Source organism: Winogradskyella sp. HB-48 (assembly GCF_049942685.1).
GTDB lineage: Bacteria > Bacteroidota > Bacteroidia > Flavobacteriales > Flavobacteriaceae > Winogradskyella.
Genome location: NZ_CP187934.1, coordinates 1,226,127 through 1,247,627 on the forward strand (window position 1 = coordinate 1,226,127; position 21,501 = coordinate 1,247,627).

The 21,501-nt window shown below is 33.7% G+C and carries 16 protein-coding genes and 1 tRNA gene; 8 read left to right on the forward strand and 9 right to left on the reverse strand.

The window, feature by feature from the left end:
- Positions 1–798 (forward strand): universal stress protein, encoded by a 798-nt coding sequence (locus ACPX19_RS05470; RefSeq protein WP_426431973.1) that lies wholly within the window; start codon positions 1–3, stop codon positions 796–798.
- 27 nt (positions 799–825) lie between these two features.
- Positions 826–899: transfer RNA gene (locus tag ACPX19_RS05475), tRNA-Ala, on the forward strand.
- A 52-nt stretch (positions 900–951) separates the two neighbouring features.
- On the opposite strand, the gene ACPX19_RS05480 is transcribed toward ACPX19_RS05475, so the two are convergent.
- The 5 genes from ACPX19_RS05480 to ACPX19_RS05500 all read right to left on the reverse strand — a co-directional run bounded on the left by ACPX19_RS05480 (position 952) and on the right by ACPX19_RS05500 (position 5,850).
- Positions 952–1,167, reverse strand: a complete 216-nt coding sequence (locus ACPX19_RS05480) for a YgaP family membrane protein (protein WP_426431974.1) — start codon at positions 1,165–1,167, stop codon at positions 952–954.
- Positions 1,168–1,237: 70 nt separating this feature from the next.
- Positions 1,238–1,858, reverse strand: a complete 621-nt coding sequence (locus ACPX19_RS05485) for a Crp/Fnr family transcriptional regulator (RefSeq protein WP_426431975.1) — start codon at positions 1,856–1,858, stop codon at positions 1,238–1,240.
- A gap of 24 nt (positions 1,859–1,882) precedes the next feature.
- Positions 1,883–4,387, reverse strand: coding sequence for a TonB-dependent receptor (locus tag ACPX19_RS05490; RefSeq protein ID WP_426431976.1), 2,505 nt, complete (start codon positions 4,385–4,387; stop codon positions 1,883–1,885).
- Positions 4,374–5,276: a FecR family protein gene (locus ACPX19_RS05495; RefSeq protein ID WP_426431977.1), complete on the reverse strand. Its 903-nt coding sequence runs from the start codon at positions 5,274–5,276 to the stop codon at positions 4,374–4,376. The genes ACPX19_RS05490 and ACPX19_RS05495 overlap by 14 nt, the downstream gene beginning before the upstream one ends.
- A 49-nt stretch (positions 5,277–5,325) precedes the next feature.
- Complete coding sequence (locus tag ACPX19_RS05500; RefSeq protein WP_426431978.1) at positions 5,326–5,850, reverse strand: RNA polymerase sigma factor; 525 nt, start codon at positions 5,848–5,850, stop codon at positions 5,326–5,328.
- A 162-nt stretch (positions 5,851–6,012) separates the two neighbouring features.
- Here ACPX19_RS05500 and ACPX19_RS05505 point away from each other — a divergent pair, with 162 nt between their 5' ends.
- From ACPX19_RS05505 to ACPX19_RS05530, 6 genes are all read left to right on the forward strand, one after another.
- Entirely contained in the window at positions 6,013–6,219 is a 207-nt protein-coding gene (locus ACPX19_RS05505; protein ID WP_426431979.1) for a hypothetical protein, read from the forward strand.
- 66 nt (positions 6,220–6,285) lie between these two features.
- A complete protein-coding gene (locus ACPX19_RS05510; RefSeq protein ID WP_426431980.1) occupies positions 6,286–8,073 on the forward strand; it encodes a hypothetical protein in 1,788 nt (595 codons plus the stop codon).
- Between the two features lie 29 nt (positions 8,074–8,102).
- On the forward strand, positions 8,103–8,588 hold the full coding sequence (locus ACPX19_RS05515) for a hypothetical protein (protein WP_426431981.1): 486 nt from the start codon (positions 8,103–8,105) through the stop codon (positions 8,586–8,588).
- Between the two features lie 161 nt (positions 8,589–8,749).
- Complete coding sequence (locus ACPX19_RS05520) at positions 8,750–11,116, forward strand: 7TM diverse intracellular signaling domain-containing protein (protein ID WP_426431982.1); 2,367 nt, start codon at positions 8,750–8,752, stop codon at positions 11,114–11,116.
- Positions 11,117–11,241: 125 nt separating this feature from the next.
- A complete protein-coding gene (locus ACPX19_RS05525; protein WP_426431984.1) occupies positions 11,242–12,726 on the forward strand; it encodes a proton-conducting transporter membrane subunit in 1,485 nt (494 codons plus the stop codon).
- Between the two features lie 2 nt (positions 12,727–12,728).
- Positions 12,729–15,104 (forward strand): DUF2309 domain-containing protein, encoded by a 2,376-nt coding sequence (locus ACPX19_RS05530; RefSeq protein WP_426431985.1) that lies wholly within the window; start codon positions 12,729–12,731, stop codon positions 15,102–15,104.
- Between the two features lie 7 nt (positions 15,105–15,111).
- Here the strand turns inward: ACPX19_RS05530 and ACPX19_RS05535 are convergent, their stop codons facing one another.
- The 4 genes from ACPX19_RS05535 to kbl form a co-directional block, all read right to left on the reverse strand.
- On the reverse strand, positions 15,112–15,951 hold the full coding sequence (locus tag ACPX19_RS05535; protein ID WP_426431986.1) for an alpha/beta hydrolase family protein: 840 nt from the start codon (positions 15,949–15,951) through the stop codon (positions 15,112–15,114).
- Positions 15,951–18,713 (reverse strand): PD-(D/E)XK nuclease family protein, encoded by a 2,763-nt coding sequence (locus tag ACPX19_RS05540; RefSeq protein ID WP_426431987.1) that lies wholly within the window; start codon positions 18,711–18,713, stop codon positions 15,951–15,953. The genes ACPX19_RS05535 and ACPX19_RS05540 overlap by 1 nt, the downstream gene beginning before the upstream one ends.
- 66 nt (positions 18,714–18,779) lie before the next feature.
- Positions 18,780–20,177, reverse strand: coding sequence for an OmpA family protein (locus ACPX19_RS05545; RefSeq protein ID WP_426431988.1), 1,398 nt, complete (start codon positions 20,175–20,177; stop codon positions 18,780–18,782).
- Positions 20,178–20,301: 124 nt separating this feature from the next.
- Positions 20,302–21,495 carry a glycine C-acetyltransferase gene (gene kbl / locus ACPX19_RS05550; RefSeq protein WP_426431989.1) on the reverse strand — a complete coding sequence of 398 codons (1,194 nt, stop codon included), beginning with the start codon at positions 21,493–21,495 and terminating at the stop codon, positions 20,302–20,304.
- Positions 21,496–21,501: the final 6 nt, after the last annotated feature.

Sequence of the window (21,501 nt, forward strand, 5' to 3'; positions counted from 1 at the left end):
ATGAAAACAATTCTAGTTCCTGTTGGTTCTTCAAAAAACGCAAAATCACACTTGCAATATGCTATTGATTTTGCCAAAGCATTTGGAGCCAGATTATATGTGGTTCAAATATATAATGTTTACACCAAAGCAGGGACAATGATAAAGGTAGATCAAATTTTAGAGCGTGAATCAAAAGCATTCCTTGACGCCCATGTGGCATCTGTTGATACTAAGGGCGTCGAAGTTATTACGAAAACCTTTAAAGGTAAATTGATTGATACCATAGAAAAAATATGCCATGCTTTAGATGTAGATTTGATTATTTTAGAGCCAAGAACCAATTCTATCAAAGATGAGGTTTATCTTGGTAAGACATCTGGAAAAATTATAAAGCGTACACAAATCCCAGCTTTAATTGTGCCAGAAGGTTATGTATATAAACCCATCGTAAAAATGCTTTTGGCTGTGAAATCTGCAGTAATTAAGCGCGAAGGGGTTTTACTACCAATACATAACATTAAAAATCAATTTAAGGCTATACTCAATATTTTATTGGTGAAGACTCCTTATCATGAAGAAGGAGATTTTGAATTGAATGACGAGCTTAAAAATATGATAACAAATACCACTATTGTGGAAAGCCCTACAACATTTCAGGCAGTTTTAGAGCACTACAAAAAACATAGTCCAGATGTGTTGTGTGTGGTAAGACGCAAACGCGGTTTTTTCTCAAAGCTTTGGGAAGATGACATCATTTTAAAAAGAGATTTTCACAGCTCAACTATTCCAGTCTTGGTTTTAAGTGGATTAAAATAAAAACAATATATTTACAGCAATTAAAATGGGGCATTAGCTCAGCTGGCTAGAGCGCTACGCTGGCAGCGTAGAGGTCATCGGTTCGACTCCGATATGCTCCACAAAAAACCTTGGGATAAACCCAGGGTTTATCTTTTTAGAGCAAATAAATTTTTAGTTATTCTTTTTTGAAATCGAACAGGTTTTAATGCCAAATGGTGCATATAGTGGGCAAAAACTAATTAAACTAGTTAAAACAAATACAGCCGAAAGGACTAGTAATATAATTCCCAAAGTTCCTGTTATTACTTCTTTAAAGTATAGTACTCCAATTGTTGCAGCGATTATTATTCTAATAACTCTATCTGCAGTTCCCATATTTTTTTTCATAGTATTTAATTTAAAAATTCTAATACAAAGATTATGAACTTTAAAAAGGTGTGCAGTGACCTTAGTCACACTAAGGGTAAATTTTAATTTCGCCAGAGATTTGCTCTACCTTGCCTTCTATTTCAAGTTTTTTTAAAGTGCGAGTTATTACCTCGCGTGCGGTACCAAGTTCATTGGCCAATTGGCTGTGGCTCATTTTTATAGAAGTACTGTTAGTTAATTCTATTTTGCCTTTTAAGTGTTCATACAATCGTTTATCCATATTATCTACTAATAGATGCCCAATGGTATTTAGTAGTTCAGAATAGCGCAGATTAAATTGATCGTAAAATAGCTCATTAAAATCTGGAAAATCTTTTAACCACGCAGGAAGCAGCCTAACGGGAATTAATAAGATTTTAGAATCTTCTTCTACACTAGCAAACACTTTGCTTGGTGTATTTTTTAATGATGCATAAAATGTCATTACACAACTTTGGGATGGTTGAATGTAATACAATAAAAGCTCTTTGTCGTTAAACCTGGAGTATACTTTTACTAGTCCTTCAAGAACAATTGGTAAAACTTTGACATACTGTTCAGCTCTTAAAATTTCCGTACCTTTTTTGAACTGTTTTACAGAAGACTCATCAAGTACCTTTTTTAATAAAGGAGGCTTTAAAAAAGATAAGATGCTGATATCAAAGTCCATTTATTTGTTTTTTCAATTAAAATATTAAAAATACACCCTAAATACGGCATTAGTGGTCAGGCCTAATGAGAATCGTGAAAACTTATTTACTGTGTTAGTTTCACTTACCCTATAATAATCATTTATGGAATTTTCTCTGTTAGAGATGTTCCAAACAGAAGTACCAATTTCCGATCTAAATCTGTTATTAATTTTAAACTTGTAAATAGCAGAGGCGTCAATTCTTAAATAATCTAATAAGCGTTCACCATTAGCTGCATCAAAATTAATATCATTGTTTACAATTTCATTACCAAATAGAGGTATGGAGGTAGGATTTCCTGTTCTGTAATTTATACCAGCAGAAATATTTAAAGATTCATTACTAAAGGTGGTTCCAAGGGTAAAGGAATGTGTAATATCAAAATTACTAGGAAACTCAAAATCTTCAAGAGCCTCAAATGTGTAAGTATTATTTAAATAAGAGTAGCTTAACCAACTATTGAAATTTCCGAAAGTTTTTCTACATAAAACCTCTAGACCATAGGCGTTGTAACTCCCTTTTTCTTTTGCAAATTCGTACTTAGTAGTAAAACTTTGGCTTTGGGTAGTTATCCCTTCAACGGTTTTATAGTATCCCTTAACATCAACCAACCAACCGCTATTTTTATAGAGTATCCCTAAGGAGGCCTGTTTACTTTGTAAGATAGGAATGCTATCATTATCTGTTAATTGCCATCTCCGCTTTTCGATGCCTAAAAAATCATTTTGGAAATTAACAATCTGTGAGGTACTCTGATGTTTGTATTCACCTTGAGCTTCAATCTCTATATGTTCTCCGATAGATTTTCTAATACTTAGTCTTGGCTCAATAATCAATTTTTCAAACCTAGTTAGGTAATTTGCCCTGACTCCTCCTCTCAAAGAAAAGTCTTTATTTGGGCTTTTATACCAAGCCTGACCAAAAGCTCCATGTTCTCGTAATATTTCTTCATCACGCCTCACAAAGCGTGGTAAATCGATATCATTTAAGTTGATAACTTCGGTTTCTGTAAACTGATAACCAAGATTAAAGCTCCATAGATTTTGTTCGTACAAATTATTTAATTGTACGCTTGTTTCTGAAACAATATTTTCCTGTAATTGAAGCTGATTGTTTAATACATCTGCATTAAGGGCATCGAGCTTATATTCATTATTATAAGCGTTTATAGTAGAAGAAAAATTAGTATCCCATTTCCTTTTATAGCTAAATCCAACCGCAAGACTGCTCTGTGAAATATTACTACGCCTACTTCTCGATATTCCATTGACATCTGCGGTTTCATTGAACCCTAAATCGTTATTTATTAGAATGAAATTTAATCTAACAAAATCTTTGTCATTAGGTTGATATAACCATCTCATGGATAGATCATAAAAATTAAACTCCTGTTTAGAGTTGGTTACATTTGAAGTATTGTTCTCGGCTTCGGTATCTTGGGTTACCCTGTCAAAATAGGCATCATAGGTTGGGGTCCTAAAAAAGTCATCCAAGGATTTTCTTGATGCAATTTGAAGTGATGACTTTCTTCCTACAGGAATATTTGAAAACAACTCTGCATTCAAAAAGTTAACTCCAAAAACACCATTGAACTTTGAATCGACCTGTTTTTCGGTCTGCATATGAATTGTCCCAGACACACCATCTGTAAGTGACACGTCAGAACCGTTGTTAATAACTCTTGCCTTCTGAGTCATTAGTGGGTTAAAGCTAGAGATAAGACCAAAAAAATGACCCGTTTGGTACATTTTAATACCGTCCCAAAGCATCAAATTTTGGTCGTTAGAACCGCCTCTAATGTTAATGTTTGAAACTGTTTCATCAACACTCAAAATACTTGGCAAAGCCTGAATGGTCTGTAGAACATCAGATTCTATAAGGCCTGGTAAAAGGCTAAATCGTTTGTAATCTATAGACGTTGTCCAATCTTGTCGTTTATCAATACCTCTAACAAGATATGTTTCAATCAGCACAGGAGCTATGACCTCTTCTTGACTGCGCATTGTTATTGTTCCGCAATTTTCCAAGTTGAAATATTTTACTTGGCGCTCAATGGTTTTAAAACTAATATGCCTTATGGTTACTAATTCATTTTGAGACTTTAATTCAACTTCAAAATACCCATTTTTATCGGTAATAGCATAAACAGACTTACCGTTAACAGAGGCATCAACAATAGGGTTTTGCGATTCTGAATCTTTAATATAGCCACAGAGTTTTACGGCTTTTGAAATGGTATAAACCAAAGTACTTACCTTTTCAAAAACCAGGTTGGTTTGATCTTCAAGATTCTTAATCTTGGCAGACAAGTTCAAATCCTGTGAAACAGGCAGTACGCTAATACCTTCTAAAAGACTACTCTCATAATTAAAAGTGATGCCATGCGTTTTCGAAATCTGTTCTAGCACAACTGAAATAGGAACTCTCTGCTGTGAAGCTTGCCCTAGTGACCTAAACAGCGAAAAGAAAAAAAGAAAAAGAAGAATGTATAATCTAGTTCTTTCCATTCCTTATTATGACCTCGTTAGTATTTTGAATAGCGTAGGTCAAATTAAGGGGATTTGAGATAGACTTTAAGGCGTTTTCAAGATTGTTATGTTCAAAAGCACCGGTAAATTTTACATTTAGATCTTGCGGATAATCTACTCTTACATTGTATTGCTTTTCAAGTTCTATTACCACATCTTTAAATGAGGCATTTTCAAAAACACTCATGTTTTTAAGCCAATATGGCTCAGAAATCACAATACCAGATGTTGTACTTTTTCCCGAAGATAGAGAAAACTCGGTACCAGCAGGCAACTTAACTTCGCTGTTATTATAAGTCACAAGAACCAAACCCTCATAACATGAAACTTTGAAAATACCGTCTCTAGATAGAACATTAAACTCGGTACCCAAAACACTAACTTTTCCAAACTCAGTATTAACATCGAATCGCTTTCCTTTTTCTACATCAAAAAAGGCTTCACCTTTTAAATCTATAGATCTATTCTCATCCCATTTAGAGCTGTTGTATTTCAACTCTGACAATTCATTAAGGTTTACAGTTGAATTATCAGGAAGGGTTATAATTTCATTTTGAGCTAAATCTGTATTAAATGCGTTTATTTGGTCATTGTTTAACATGGTAAATACAGCAAAACCAACTACAAGAATAGCTGCCAAACTAGTAACTACCCTTAACCAATTAATGGTATTGGCTTTGTGGGGAACTAATTTTTTGTCGACTACACCAAAAGCTTCAACTCTTGCATTAGTGCTACCACTAAATCGTTGGGCTTCCTCAATAATTTCTTTGTAAAGATCAGCGTCCTCCAATGTATTAAAAGCCCTCAACTCTGTATCGGAAAGGCTATTATTTAACCATTTTTTTATTAATTGTTCTTTGTCCATAACATACAGTTATATAATTAAAACAACTTAAATTATAATTGTCCCAAAATTATTTTCGATTTAGTTCTTCAAGTTCATTTTTAAGTTTATTTAAGGCTGCATAGATTCTATGTTCCGCTACTTTCTTAGTAATACCCAAAGTCTCAGCAACTTCGTTGTGTGTCTTACCGTCTACCTTATTTAAAAGAAAGGCAACCCTCTCTTCTTCTTTTAACTGAGAGAGGACGCGCTCAAACCGTTTTAAAAACTCTTTTTTGCGTAAAATAAATTCAGGGGATTCATTTGTGTAATCCTTTGGCTTTACCTGTTGATACTTTAAAACTACTTTTTGATGTTTTACCTCATTGAGCATCATATTATTTGCTGTAGTATACAAAAAGGATTTTGCAGCTTCTGGTTTTACTTTTGAGCAGTTTTCCCATAGCTTAATAAATGCTTCTTGCACTTTATCAGAGGGGTTTAAAAGCTCCCCGTATTTGTAAAATAAAATATTACTCAATGATTGTGCATACTTTTCGTAGAGTTTTGAAAAGCGAATCTTGTCGCAGATATCTTTGTAAATAGGCTTTGGCACTAATTTAAATTTTAGCTAAAGCTATATATTTTTTTTATTCCCCCAAGGGATAATTATGATTTAAGTTGTTTCAATAAAAAAGGACTTAGATTTTAGGACAATATTATTATGCAAGTATCTCGTGTCAATAAAACTACACTACTTATAAGGTCAATCTCATTAATGAAAAGTGAAGAGCTATTACAGTATAAATTAAAAATAAAGGATTTAGAGATTGCTTTAGAAAAGGATTACAGTGTAGTTAACCTTTATAAATACAGGCAGGCAAATCAAAGATTCAATACTCTTAAGTCTACAGTTCTTACCTTAAAGCAACTAGAGTTAAGTATTAATAAAAAAAATGAAAAATTTCTTGGGACAATTTTTTAGTTGGTTGTTTTAAGAATAAAGGGCCTAGATAAAAGCAAATAAAAACAATACAAAAAAACAGATATTATGAAAGCATTTAAACCAATTTTACTACTAGTTCTTAGCGTTATGCTCACTATGACATCATGTAGAACAGAAGACGACTTATCGATTGATCCTCCAACCGAAGAAACCATAACGGCAAATTCAACAGTAGCCGACTTGATGAATCGAACAGTATTTAATGACGGTTCTAACGATAACATTATAGACAATGCTAGTTGTTTTAGCATACAATTTCCAGTAACAGTAACAGTAAATGGCACAACACTTCAGATTAACAATTATGATGATTTAGATGAAATTGAAGATATTTTTGAAGAATTTGATGATGATGATGACAATATTGTTATCTCTTATCCTATAACTATTGTTTTTGCAGATTTTACCACTATTGAGATTAATTCAGATGATGAATTGGAAGACTTTGCTGAAGATTGTTTTGAGGATAATTTTGATGACGATGATATAGAATGTATAGATTTTCAGTATCCTATTACCGCATCTGTTTATGATGAAAACAATGATCTTATCAATTCTATTACTATCAATAGCGATAATGACATGTATGATTTTATTGATGATTTAGACGAATATGCTGCCGTGACCATTAATTTCCCTATTACTGTAATTTTAGCTGACGGGACAACATTAACAATCAATAACATTCAAGAATTAGCTACGGCTATTCAAGAGGCCGATAATACCTGTGACGAAGATGATGATAATGATTATGATGATGATGATTGCGATAATTGTACCACAAGTGATTTAGATACTGTTTTTGCAGATTGTACTGAGTGGACTGTAGACAAGCTAGAGCGTAACGATGAGGATTTAGAGGACAACTATGTGGGTTATGTATTTGAATTTAATAACGACGGAACAATAGAGGTTACTCAAGGTACAAATACTTTTAATGGAACTTGGGAAGCGTCTGGATCAGGTAACAATATTTCTGTAGTAATTGATATAACAGGATTACCAGATTTTAATGATACCTGGAATTTACATGAAATTGAACAGGAAGATGATGATGAAATAAAAGTTGATTTGAGATTGGGGGATGATAGGCTTAGGTTTGAAAGCGATTGCCAATCTAGCGATAATGTCAATGATGCAGCATTAGTCAGCGCACTTACCAGCGGTGATTGGTACATTACATATTTCTTTGATGATTCAGACGAAACAGCGGATTTTGCCGATTACGTTTTCAACTTTGCATCAGATAATACAGCTACAGCTACAAATACAAGTGGTACAACTAATGGTGCGTGGTCAACAACGTCAGGTGATAATACGGAATTAGGCTTAAACCTGAACTTTGGGACAGGTATTCCTTTAGATGAATTGGCTGATGATTGGGACGTTCTTGAAGTAACAAATGAAATCATAAGGTTAAAAGACATTAGTGGAGGAGACGGCTCTGAGGATTTTCTAACTTTTGAGCGCAACCCATTTGATGGTGGTAGTGGTAACGATGATATAGAAGCCATTCTTAGTGATGGTTTATGGATTGTGGCTTCTTACACTGAGGACTCAGATGATCAAACAGCGAACTATTCAGGTTACGAGTTAGATTTCAATACTGACGGGACTGTTTCGGCTTCAAATGGATCTAACACAAATAACGGAACATGGTCAGTATTCAGCAACGGAAACCAAATAATGCTTAATTTTGGAACTGACATGCCTTTTCAAGAGTTTAACGATGATGATTGGGATGTTATTTCCTCATCAGAAACTGAGGTTGTCCTTCAGGATGTTAGTGGAGGCGGTGGCGGAACAGACACCTTAACGCTTCAAAAACTATAAATTTATTAATTCACTAAAAACAACAAATTATGAAAAAAGTATTTAACCTAGGATTTATTTTAATGCTGAGCCTTACATTAATGTCATCTATGTGCTCTAGTGATGATGATGACGGAACACCAAATAATAACAGTCAGCAAATAGCAGAAATAGAGAGCGATGTTCAATCAGGTACTTGGAGAATTACAAACTTTGTAGATTCGGGTCAAAATGAAACTTCAGATTTTAGTGGATATGATTTCTCTTTCAATACTGATGGGTCGCTTGTAGCAACAAATGGTACAAATACCCAAACAGGAACATGGTCTATAACTGACGATAGTAATAGCAGCGATGATAGTAGCAGTGATGACGATATAGATTTTAACATCTTCTTTCCAGTACCAGACACCAATGATTTTGAAGATTTGAATGACGATTGGGACATAGTAACTGCAACTTCTACACGAATTGAACTAATTGACATTAGTGGAGGTAATGGTGGTACGGATATGCTCACTTTTGAAAAAAACTAAATGGTTTTACCTTAAAAATAAACCCTAAAGACACAGTTAGTTTTTGGTTAATAGCAGACCAGTCATGAAAATCATGACTGGTTTTTTTATCCCCTAAAAAAGTCTTAAAAAACTATTTGATATTTTTTTTCGTATGTTAGTAATAGTTTAATGCCCCAAACATGAAACGAATACTTCTAATAGCCTACATATTAGCATACTTTTCGTATGGACAAAAGCCAGCTTTTGATCCTGAATATCCATCTGGTAAACTTTTTGAGTATGCCGAATATACTCAAACAGATAATCGAGATTTTTCCTTAGATGATATCCTAAAAGCAGAAAATCTAAACTTTAAAGACTTAAATTCTGAGAACCACGATTTGGGTTTTACATCAGATAGATATTGGCTTAGGTTTAAGCTAAAGAATAGTTCAGACCTCCCTAAAACCTATTATTTAAGCACTGCTAGACCAATTACCGATGTTGTAAATCTATACAGCATTGCGAATGGTATAAAGATTCAGAGAAGCGGAGATCAAATACCCTTTAGTGAGAGAGCTGTAGACCACAGGCAAACGATTTTTAATATAGAATTAGAGCCTAAGAGTACAACACAATTTTATATAGAGCTTAAAAGTGATGGCGAGACCATTAATCTACCACTAAACTTGTATAGCCAGTCAGAGTTTATTTTATCTAATTATAAGCAGCAATTGTTCTTAGGCTTGTTTTATGGTGTTTTGCTGCTAGCCGGATTAATTTATCTTTTCTTTTATAAAAGTCTAAAGAACAAAGCATTTCTCTACTATGGACTGTACGTGTTTTCTATTGCATTAATGCAAGCAGCTTTAGATGGTTTTGTGTATCAGTATTTTTTTCCTAACGGCGGATATATCAATAGTAGAATGGTTTTAATATCTGCACTTTTTTCAAACTTTTTTCTATTAAAGTATTGTGAGTATTTCTTAAATATTGAAATGCACTTACCTAAACTAAAAAAGGTATACAAAGGAATTTATATAGCTCTTTTTGTGGTATTTGCTATGATTTTCGTTAATACGAAGACACTAGAGTTAGCATATCCTATTAGTAATCTAAACGGGTTATTAAGTCTTATCTTAATACTTGTTTCTATTTTTACAGTGAGGTTTAATAAAATTTCGGTAGACCCATATTTTTCAATAGGAATTTTCTTTCTGGTCGTTGGATTACTAGGTTTTGTAATGAATAACTTAGGTATGCTTTCCACAAATTTTTATACACTAAACAGTTCTAAGTTTGGTACAGGTTTCGAGGTTATATTTCTTTCACTTTCCATGACTAACTTATTAAGAAAATTAAGAAAGCAAAAAGAAAGATCACAAGAACTAGCACTACGAAAATCTGAAGAAATCAGTGAGCTCAAAACCTATTTTATGTCTAACATTAGCCATGAGTTAAGAACACCAATTAATGCCATAATGGGTATTGTAGAAACGGAATTGGCAAATAATAGTAATTCTAAAGAGGATCGTAAAAAATATCAAGTTGTCCGCAATGCATCTATTAGTTTGTTGAGCAATGTGAACGATATTTTAGATTTTGAAAAGATGGAAAAGAAAGAGCTTGTTTTGAAAGAGGACGTTTTTAATCCATCTTTATTATTAAATCAAATTAGCGAAAATTGGAAGTTAGAAGCCATAAAAAAAGGATTGAATTATCGTTTTGAAATGGATTCAGAAATCATAACTAAAGTAGAGGGTGACGCTGACCGATTGCTACAAATTATTAATAATGTTTTAAGTAATGCCATTAAGTTCACAAATTCGGGTACTATTGTCTTTAAGCTTAAGTGCGTAACACAGCCTAATAATTTTAGCAAATTTATATTTCAAATATCTGACACAGGTGTAGGAATGGATAAAGAAAGTATGGCAACGGTTTTTGATAGTTTTAATCAAATGCGAAAAAATCATAAACGTCAGTTTGGAGGAATAGGGTTGGGATTAAATATTGCAAAGCATTTAGTAGATCTATTTAAGGGCTCCATAGAGATTCAAAGTGAACTTAATAAAGGAACAGAGGTATTTATAGAAATACCTTTAAAGAGCGTTGCTGAGACTGGTGCTGAGGTAGCAGTTAGCCAAAACAAAGAATTGCAAAACCCAATGCATATTTTGGTTGTAGAGGATAACAAACTCAACCAAATGGTAATGCGTAAATTGTTGGGTAGCTTTGGTAATGTTACATTTTCTGTGGTAGAAAATGGAAAAGAAGCTATAGATGCTTTAAAGCAAGAGGTCTACGATTTAATATTAATGGACCTGCAAATGCCAGAAATGGATGGTTATGAAGCAACAGAACGTATTAGAGGAGGGGAATTGGGTAAGGTAATTGGAAATATACCAATAATTGCAGTAACTGCTGATGCCATGCAAGAAACTAGACAACGTATTTTAAATCAGGGAATGAATGATTATATGACTAAACCAGTAAAACGAGATGAACTATTTCAGAAGATAATGAAATGTGCAGAGTATAGGTCAGAGCTTAATATTGTGGCGTAATTGCCGAAAGTTTCATTAACTTTTATCAAACGTATAAATACTAGTTATGCGTACCATAAAATATATATATAAAAATTTATAAATTAAAAGTTTAATCTTTGCGGTGCCAAAAAAACACCAATAAGATGTCTCCAACAGAAACAATAGGTTTAAAGGATTCTAGAAATATCCAAATCAAAAATAGAAAACAGTCTGTTTTGGATTATTCAAAAGCAGTCTCATTATTTTTATGGTTGCTTTTTGTAGCTAATTTCGGCCTACTCATTTTTACATCTACTGATAACTTAAATTACAGTATTGGTGAGCTATTTAGAACTAGTGGTTTTACCTATTTAATATGGACGGTTGTAACGTTTTTCAGCGCTATTATTACAACATATGCCACTAATTATACAAAAGGTTTTAAATACAGAAATAGGTTTGTAACCTTAAGTTTGGCCTTTATGTTCGCCGTAATGTGTTTTGTTGCGTCCAATCATATTATGCTATTAATAAGCTCTTGGTTGTTGATGGGGTTTTTTATGGCGCAACTTATAGGAGTAGACAAGAGGTGGAAGGAAGCTAAACATGCAGCAGCTTATGCTCAGAAATTCTTCCTTTTGGGAACACTAGCTCTTGCGGTAGGAGTCTTGATGCCTGCTATCAGTATAGATAATTATACTATTAATGGTATTATAACTTCATGGGATCGTTTACCAAACCATATTATTCTGTTATCTAGTCTGTTTGTAATTGTGGCGGCAATGATTCAATCGGCTATTTATCCTTTTCACCGATGGCTATTGTCTGCAATGACTTCACCAACACCTGCATCGGCATTAATGCATGCGGGCTTTGTAAATGGGTCGGGTATTTTACTAACCTTATTTGCGATTTTGATTTACGTTTCCAACACGTTTGATATTTTGTTTATAATTGGAGGCTTAACCGCAATATTGGCGCAGTTCACAAAACTTCTTCAAGTAAACGCAAAACAAAAATTGGCATGTTCTACAATTGCACAAATGGGCTTTATGATTATGCAATGCGGTTTGGGTTTTTTTAATGCAGCCATAGTTCACTTAATACTTCATGGGTTTTACAAGGCCTACTTGTTCTTATCGGTTGGAGAGGGTGTGAAACAAAATATCCCACAACAGAATTTAAACATAAAAATAAAACCACTACAAGCTATAGTCGTTCTTGGTTTTGGTGCATTAGGAGCCTATTTATTTATGACTTTAACAGGCAAAGGATCTTCCTTGGACAGTAGTATATTCCTAACCTTAATTGTAGCTATAACGGTTGGTCAGATAACGTATAATATTGTTAAGGAAAAAAGTTTATCGTTGCTTCAAAAAGCCGTTTGGCCACCTGTTTTGTTTGTTGCGGGTATTGTTGTTTATGCTTTAATGTATAATGGCGTAACTACGGTAATTAAAGATACACCAATGGCTGTTGTACCTATACCAGTCACAGTTCTTGAAATGACATTTGGTATAGTTTTCCTTATTGGATTCTTTATTATGAAACTTGGAATTTATAGACAGGCACCATGGCTGTATGTAAAGTTATTAAACGTCTCACAGCCTTTTAAAAAATCGGTATTAACCTTTTCTAAATCTAAATAAATATGGCAACTCAAATTCAACATAGTATAGAAAGTGCCTCAAAAGTCATTGGTAATACATGGCCATTGTACTCATTTGTTACCTCTAACCCATTATCAGGTTATGAAGAATTGCCATTCACTGATGCTGTTTTACATGCAAAGAAGGATTTAGGGGTAAAGGTATTTCCAGATGCATCCGTTTTTCGTCAGGCATTCAAAAACGGTGATATAGATAAAAATTATGCAGATCAATTATTAAAGGAGAATGGATTCGGTGACACTATAGAATATTATCTGCAGCGTATAGACATGCTCTCAAAAAATGACAAAGCAAAAACATACTCTGTTTTAGATGTGATAATGTCTAAATGGCTTTCATCTTTTATGGATGAAGGTTTGGCAGAATGGCAAATGCCATACAAGGAAAAAGGATTTTTTACTGCTTGGAGAAATTTAGCCAAATATGATAGTGATTTAAATATTAAAAACACTAAAGAAATCCCAGCCACGAGCCTTAAGGCCATAGAAAGTGTACTCGATGGCATATCTAAAGATTATTATGAACCAATATTTAGGTATCATTTAGCCGCGTTACCAGGTTGGACAGGCTATATCAATCATAGAAATGCTTATGATTCACCTTGGCAAAAAGCATATCCAATTGATCTTCAAGATTACTTAGCTGTTCGATTATGGATTGCAAATCACCTAAATATTGATATCTATCCAAAAAGTACACAATCTGATAGTAACACTTTAGAACTTATCAAGCTACAACAAGTGTTTTTGATTGCTTGGGAGAAGAACTTTCAAAATAATTTAGTTGATGTAATCCAAAATAAGGAAGTAGCTGGTAATAATAACAATATTGTACCAGATGCACAAATGGTGTTTTGTATAGACACCAGAAGTGAACTTATAAGAAGACATATCGAATCTAAAGGAAACTATGAAACTTACGGTTATGCAGGCTTTTTTGGTATAGCAATGGATTATACAAACGTATACGATGGTATACAACGAAAGTCATGTCCACCCATTTTAAATTCTTCATATATAGTGGAGGACAAGCCCCAAAACGGAAAATTAGATAAGTTTGAATCTAATCTAAAGAGGTCTGAGCATTTTAGGTTTACTAAATACTTTAGGAAACGTATGAAGAATATGCTGCCTTCAACATTTGGGTATGTAGAAGGCTCCGGGTTTTTCTATGGATTATCGATGATAGCGCGAACATTTTTTCCAGGTAAGATTTATGATTTAAAAAAAATAAATAAATTAAACCACGAGGAACTATCAGAAACTCATTTAAGTCCATGTGCTAAAGATGCTCAAGACATATCTATTGAAGAAAAAGTTGCTATTGTAAAGTCAGGTTTTGATTTGATGGGCTGGAGTAATTTCGCAAAGATTGTTGTATTTACTGGTCACGGTGGCCATTCGTCTAACAATCCTTTTAATTCTAGCTTAGATTGTGGAGCATGTGCGGCAAGTCCTGGAAGGCATAATGCGCGAATGTTGGCTAAAATGGCCAACGAGAAACTTGTAAGACAACGACTTTTAGAAGATCACGGTATTTCTATTCCAGATGATACGATTTTTATAGGTGCTGAGCACAACACCACTACAGATGAAATAGTTTTGTTTGATTCCCAAGTGCCAGAAACGCATCAAAAGGCTCTAAAAATCTTAAAGGCCGATTTGGATCGAGCTCAGCATACCGCAACTCAAGATCGACTTGGTGTTGAGAATGGAGTTTCGTTGGCAAGGAAAAAGACGTCGGATTGGTCTGAAACAAGACCTGAATGGGGCTTAGCGAAGAATGCTGCCTTTATCATTGGATCTAGAGACTTAACTAAAAATAAAAACTTGGATTGTAGAAGTTTTCTTCATTCTTACGATTGGGCCAAAGATACAACAGGTAGTGCTCTTGAGGCTATAATGCAAGGGCCAATGGTTGTAACACAATGGATTAATAACCATTACTATTTTTCTACTGTTGACAATAATACCTTTGGTAGCGGATCTAAAATCACACAAAACGTTACAGGAAATTTTGGTGTGGTGCAAGGAAATGGAGGTGACCTTAAAATGGGACTTCCCTTACAGTCTCTCAAAAGTACAGATAATGAACTTTACCATCAACCTTTAAGGTTGTCTGTATTTGTACATGCACCACTAGACCGTGTTAGTACTATTATCTTAAAAAACACCAATATTAAAAATTTATTGGATAATGGGTGGATTTACTTATTTGTTATGAATCCAGAGGAAGGAAATAGGATTTCTCAATACTATAAAGGATTGAATTGGAAAGTTGACTCTGTATCTGCTACAAAATATAAAACAGACCTTAAGGAAAAGCCACAGAAGATACTTGAAGATTTGATGGCTTAAGCAGATATTAATGAACAAAATTAATAATCTGTGATATTACCTTAGAGAGTTCTTTTGTTACAACTTCGCCAGTCCAAGGGTGCCTAATGTTAAACACGTGGTCTGCACCTTCTATGATTTGGAGTTGACCTTTTGGATTCCATTGGTGCAAGGCATGGGCTTCATCTATATGTACAGAGGTATCTTCATCGCCATGAATAATCAGATGAGGTATTTGTAATCGTTTTTCGGCAGACTCTATATGAAGTCGACTTTTGTTAGCTATAAAGTCTTCATAAAACTGATAGTAATGTGGCATTTGTTGTTTAGTTCTACCATTAATCACGTATTTTACACCATCTTTTTTCCATTGTTCCAAATCCCCTATTGTAGCCGTACGTTTTGCGAAGTCGCACACACTTGCTAGGGTTATTAATTTTTTTACTCTTTTTTCTTCGGAAGCTTTTATAATCGTAATTCCACCACCTCGACTATGACCAAGTAGAATAAGATTGCTTACATCTACAAACGGGTTGCCTTCAAATCTGGTAATAACCCAATCAATAACATCATTAAGATCATCTAATTCTTTTGAATAATTATTGTTTCCAAAAGCTTCTAAATCTGGAAAATCTATAGGATTTTCCATGGTACCACCGTTGTGAGAAAAGTTGAATTTCACAAAACAAATGCCAGCCGCTGCAACAGATTTTGCCATAAGATTCCATGCTCCCCAATCTTTAAAACCTTTGTAGCCATGACAAAATATGATTATGGGTTGATTAGAGAAATTTTCAGAATAAAATGTATCTATTAGTATAGGCTTTTTGTGTCCTCTATTTAGTATTTTATTTTTCTCTATTTGCATTAGTCTAGCTCTTTTTCAATAAAATCTATGCTAGGATCACATATTTCTGTAATAAGCTTTTTAAGCTCAACTTCAAAACTATTTAAAGTTTCCTCGGTTATGAGTTGATTTTTCTTTTGACTTCGTGTAGATTCTTTAATTCCAAATTTTAGGAAGCCTTCATTCAAATTTTTAAATGAAATGATTCCAGCCTCAACAGGTAATTCTATTTTTTTCTTTTGATGCATCATATAGGCATAACAGAGAACTTGGAATGATTTACTATACTTGTCATAATCAGTAGTAATATCTGCCCAGTTAACAATTTCTACTTTACTTTGATCTACTCTGCCAGACTTATAATCTATTATACGCGTTATACCATTAAACTCGTCTATTCTGTCAACTTTACCAGTTAGATATATTGGGTAGGGAATATTCTCAATGTTCAAATCAACTTTTTCATCTGCTTCTACAGCTATTATTTTAATTTGATTACCAGCTTTAAGTTGTTCAATTTCAGAATTAATGAAATTTGAAATGTAACGTTGAGCAATTTCAAAAACGATGAGATTTCTACCTGAGTTAAAATCACCATCTTTATACAGTTCTTTAAAGTATTTCGTAACAGTACGTTTTATATTCAACTTAAGTTTTTTAAGGTTTTCAATTGAAAGTATTTTGCCTTCAAAAGGTTTATAAAAATCTTCTAATGTGTTGTGTATAACAGAACCTAATGTGTTTGCTGCAATATTCTCTTCTACGTCTTCAAACTCTTTAATACTCAAGATTTTTTCGTAATAAAAATCTATAGGGTTCCTGACATAGTTAGTCAAAGATGAAGGGGAAAACCCTTTGCTTGTAAGTTCTTTTAGTCTTAAAAGAATGTCTTCACTTTTTGAAATCTGTTTTAGTTTTTTTTCAACAACAGGCACATCGGGAGAAACGATGGTGTGATTTATCTTGTGGATGTCTTCAACCTCCATTTGGGTTATGAATCTGCTTTTTTCACCTCCTTTCAACGCATCAATTTCAGTATTGTATAGGATATAAACATTTTTTGCACGTTGTATTAATCTATAGAAGTGATAGGTGTAAACAGCATCTTTTTCTTTGTATGTCGGCAGTTCGTTTTGCAGTTTAACATCGAATGGTATAAATGAGTTGTTTGTTTTTCCTGATGGTAAAATACCTTCGTTTACAGAACTAATTATTACGGTCTCAAAATCCAAAGCACGAGACTCCAACATTCCCATAATTTGCAGACCTTCTAAAGGTTCTCCCTTAAAGTCTAGGGTTTCGGTTTGCAACAAATCTTTATAAACCTTGTACAAGCTTTCAATAGAGCCTATATAATTATGGTTAATGTTTAGTTCTGATAACTGGTTAAACAAAGTATAAAAACGATATAAGTACTCTAGCTCTAAACTATTTGGTTTTTCATAACTGCCATAGGCTATTTTAATTAAATAGATTAAATCAAAGCAGCGATTTAAAGCTGTTTTTGGATTGTTTCCCCAAGAGTTAAACATTAAATCGACTATATTGTGTACGTCCTTGTGCGCATTTTTTTTAAGTTCTTCAGCAGATAAATATACTAAGTTGCTCTTTTGAATATGACTAGAAATTTCATTTAAATAATTTCCATACTCTGACTCAAAAATGCTATAAATAGAAGGGTGAGAAATAATATCTATTAATTCTCTAAAATAATATTTGTCAGTATTTTTTTTATGAATGGAAAACAATAGATCAAATAACGATGCTAAAGGAACAAACTTAAGAGGCAATCCCATTGTAACATTGATTTTACTAATCTGTTTTGGTATCGAATTAAGAACAGGAATTAATAAATTTTCTTCACCCAATACAATTGCAGTGTTTTTTAAATCGCTATTATCTATACTGAGGTTTTCTAAAATCTGGCCAATATATTTTGCTTGCCCAACTAATTTTGGCACACCAATAACTTGGATGTTTTTCCTTTCACTATAAAATGATGTTGCCCAATTGAAGGGATGTGTTTTAAAGTAATTCCATTTGGCTTTATATTGTCTGATAAAAAGACCAGCATCATGAATGTTGTCTTGTAAAAAAGTCTTGTCTATATCCCAGTATATATGAGCTAATTCACTTTGCAGTAGGCCTTGCATTATCAAATATTCACAGGTATTTAATGCGTTAAAACCTAAAAAAACATGTGTTTTATGAGCATTACTTTCTATATAAGATTCCAAGTTTTCAACAGCCTCTCTGTAGATTAAACCTTGATAACCTTTTTTGTCGTTAAGTAAATTGTCAGTAAAAACTTTATAATAGGTTTTTAACTGTTTCCAAAACTTTAGATAAGATTTTACTAATTCAGTTTTTTCAGCTTCTAAAGACCAATGATCGAGTTCTTTAATGGCTTTTAAGTAGTCAAAAATAGCATCTTGGTTTCCGAGATATCTATCTATTTCATTAAAATCCTGTATTAGTATATGCGCCCAACTAGAGAAAGTTTCAAAAGGCTCTTGAGATTCCTTTGGAGTAACTTTAGCGTAGGATTTGTATAGCTGAAACAAAGTATCTGTATTAGACAAGCTTTTTAAACCAGACATTTCTTCAACAAATTCTTCAATGCTGAGAATATGAGGAGCAAAAATGGGACTATCAATTATCTTAGAAAGATGATGTTTTAAAAAAACTCCAGCCCTTTTACTAGGAAGGATAAAAAATAATTCTTCTATATTATTGCCTTTGTCCTTGAGGTCTAACAGTACAGATTTAATAAAACTACTCATTATATAAAAATAAAAAACGCTCCGATATTCGGAGCGTTTTTTTAATATATTTTAGAGTGAAAGAAACTAGTTTTTCAACTTAACTTCTACACGTCTGTTTTCTTTTTTACCAGCTCTAGTGCTGTTACTTGCAATAGGATTATCTTCACCAAAACCAGCTGCTGTTAATCTATCAGCATTGATTCCATTAGCAATTAAGTAATCTCTAACTGCATTAGCTCTTCTTTCAGATAAAGCCTGATTCATTTTTCTTGAACCATCACTATCAGTGTGACCTTCGATTGAGAAGTTAGCTTGTGGATATTGCTTAAAGATAGCGACCATTGCTTGTAATACTTGGTCAGTTTGCTTTTGGAAAGTTGCCTTACCTGACTCAAATAATATTGATCTAGAGTAACTATTTAAAGTTTCCATAACTTCTTCAGTTGGCTTAACTTCAGGACAACCATTGTTAGCAGCTACACCAGCTTCGTTAGGACACTTATCATCTTTGTCTAAAATACCATCACCATCAGTATCTGGCCAAGGACAACCATTGTTAGCAGCAGGACCAGCTTCATTAGGACAGTTATCATCACCATCGGCAACACCGTCGCCATCAGCATCTGGGCAACCCATTAAAGATTTTAAACCAGCAACAGAAGGACATTTATCATCTTTATCCATTACACCATCACCGTCAGAATCCGGACAACCGTTAAATTCAGCTAAACCAGCAGTATTAGGACAATCATCTTTAGAATCTTGGATGCCATCGTTGTCAGAATCAGGACAACCGTTGAATATTTCTAAACCAGCTTCTTCCGGACAGGCATCATCTTGATCATAAATACCATCTCCGTCAGTATCAACACCACCAAATTTAAATACTACACCAACTGAATGCTGGAAATGCTTAGGCAAATAATCTTCAAAAGCGTGCTTATAAGTAGAATTTACATCAATACCGATTTTCTCAGTAAACCAATATCTAAGTCCAAGAGAACCATTTAAAGTACCAGCACCTACATTATCTAACCAAGTGTAACCACCACCAACACCAAGATATGGGTCAAAAGATTTAGAATTAATCAAATCCATAAAACTGTATGATACTCTACCATCTACTGCAAAATAAGTTAAATCGTCAACATTGTTGGTGGATTCTTCGCCAGTAACAGGATCAAAATTAGAACCAAACTTATCGATTCTGTTTAATGAACCTGTAGCGGTGAATGTGAACCCGTCACTAAGGTATCTAGAAACAGATACGGTTGATAATGAAGGTAAAATATTCCAATGATCTGTTACGTTAAAGTATTCGTCGAAATAATCCCCTTGAGGCGTATCTTCACCTACTGGATATGGGTCAACTGCGTTAGCACCAACTGTTACAGCCCATGGATTGTTCTTGTCTTGAGCATTTGTAGTGCTATAACTTATAAGTAGCACCACAACAAAAAGTAATCTGCTAAGATTTTTCATATTCTAATTAATTTTAATTTTAAGTGTTAATTGTTGTCAAATTTAAGTTGTTAAATATTATTAACAAAGACAAATATATAAAAATAATGTTATACCGCCCTAAAATAAAGAGTTTGTAACGATTTTAAATAATTTCAAGCCTTTTGCCCACCTTTACGAATGCATTTATAGCTTTATCTAGTTGTTCTCTTGTATGTGCTGCTGAGAGTTGTACACGAATTCTTGCCTTATCCTTAGGAACAACAGGATAGAAGAAACCTATAACATAAATACCTTCTTCTAATAGCATACTTGCCATAGTTTGAGAAAGCTTAGCATCATAAAGCATAACAGGAACAATTGCAGAATCGCCATCTATAATATCAAAACCTGCTTCTTTCATTCCTTTTTTGAAATATTTGGTGTTCCAATCAACTTTATCTCTCAATGTTTTGTCGTTTTTGAGCATATCAAAAACTTTAATGGACGCACCTACAATTGCAGGTGCTAAAGAGTTTGAAAATAAATAAGGGCGAGAACGTTGACGTAATATTTCTATAATTTCTTTTTTTGCTGTTGTGTAGCCACCCATTGCGCCTCCTAATGCTTTTCCTAGTGTGCCGGTTATGATATCAATTCGTCCTAAGACTCCTTTTTCTTCAAGAGTACCAATGCCGTGTTCACCTATAAAACCAGCAGCATGGCATTCGTCTATCATTACCATAGCATCATATTTATCGGCTAAATCACAAATTTTGTCTAAAGGAGCTACTAAGCCATCCATAGAAAAAACACCGTCAGTTACTATGATTTTAAAGCGCGCTCCATCTTCATTGGCTGCTATCAGTTGTTTTTCTAAATCTGCCATGTCATTATTTTGGTAACGATATCTTGCGGCTTTACATAGTCTAACACCATCTATAATGGAGGCATGATTTAAAGAGTCGGAAATAATAGCGTCTTCTTGAGTTAAAAGAGGCTCAAATACACCACCATTAGCATCAAAAGCGGCAGCGTAAAGAATAGTATCTTCTGTACCATAAAAATCAGAAATTTTCTGCTCTAGTTCTTTATGAATATCTTGAGTACCACAAATAAAACGCACAGAAGACATTCCAAAACCATGAGTGTCTAATGTGTCTTTAGCCGCTTTAATAACTTCTGGATGTGAAGATAACCCTAAGTAGTTGTTAGCACAAAAATTTAGGACTTTTTCTCCTGTGTTTAAAGTGATTTCTGCACCTTGAGGCGAGATAATAATTCGTTCTTCTTTAAAAAGCCCCGCATCCTTGATGGCCTCAATTTCCTGCTGTAAATGTGCTTTAATATTTCCGTACATATTTTT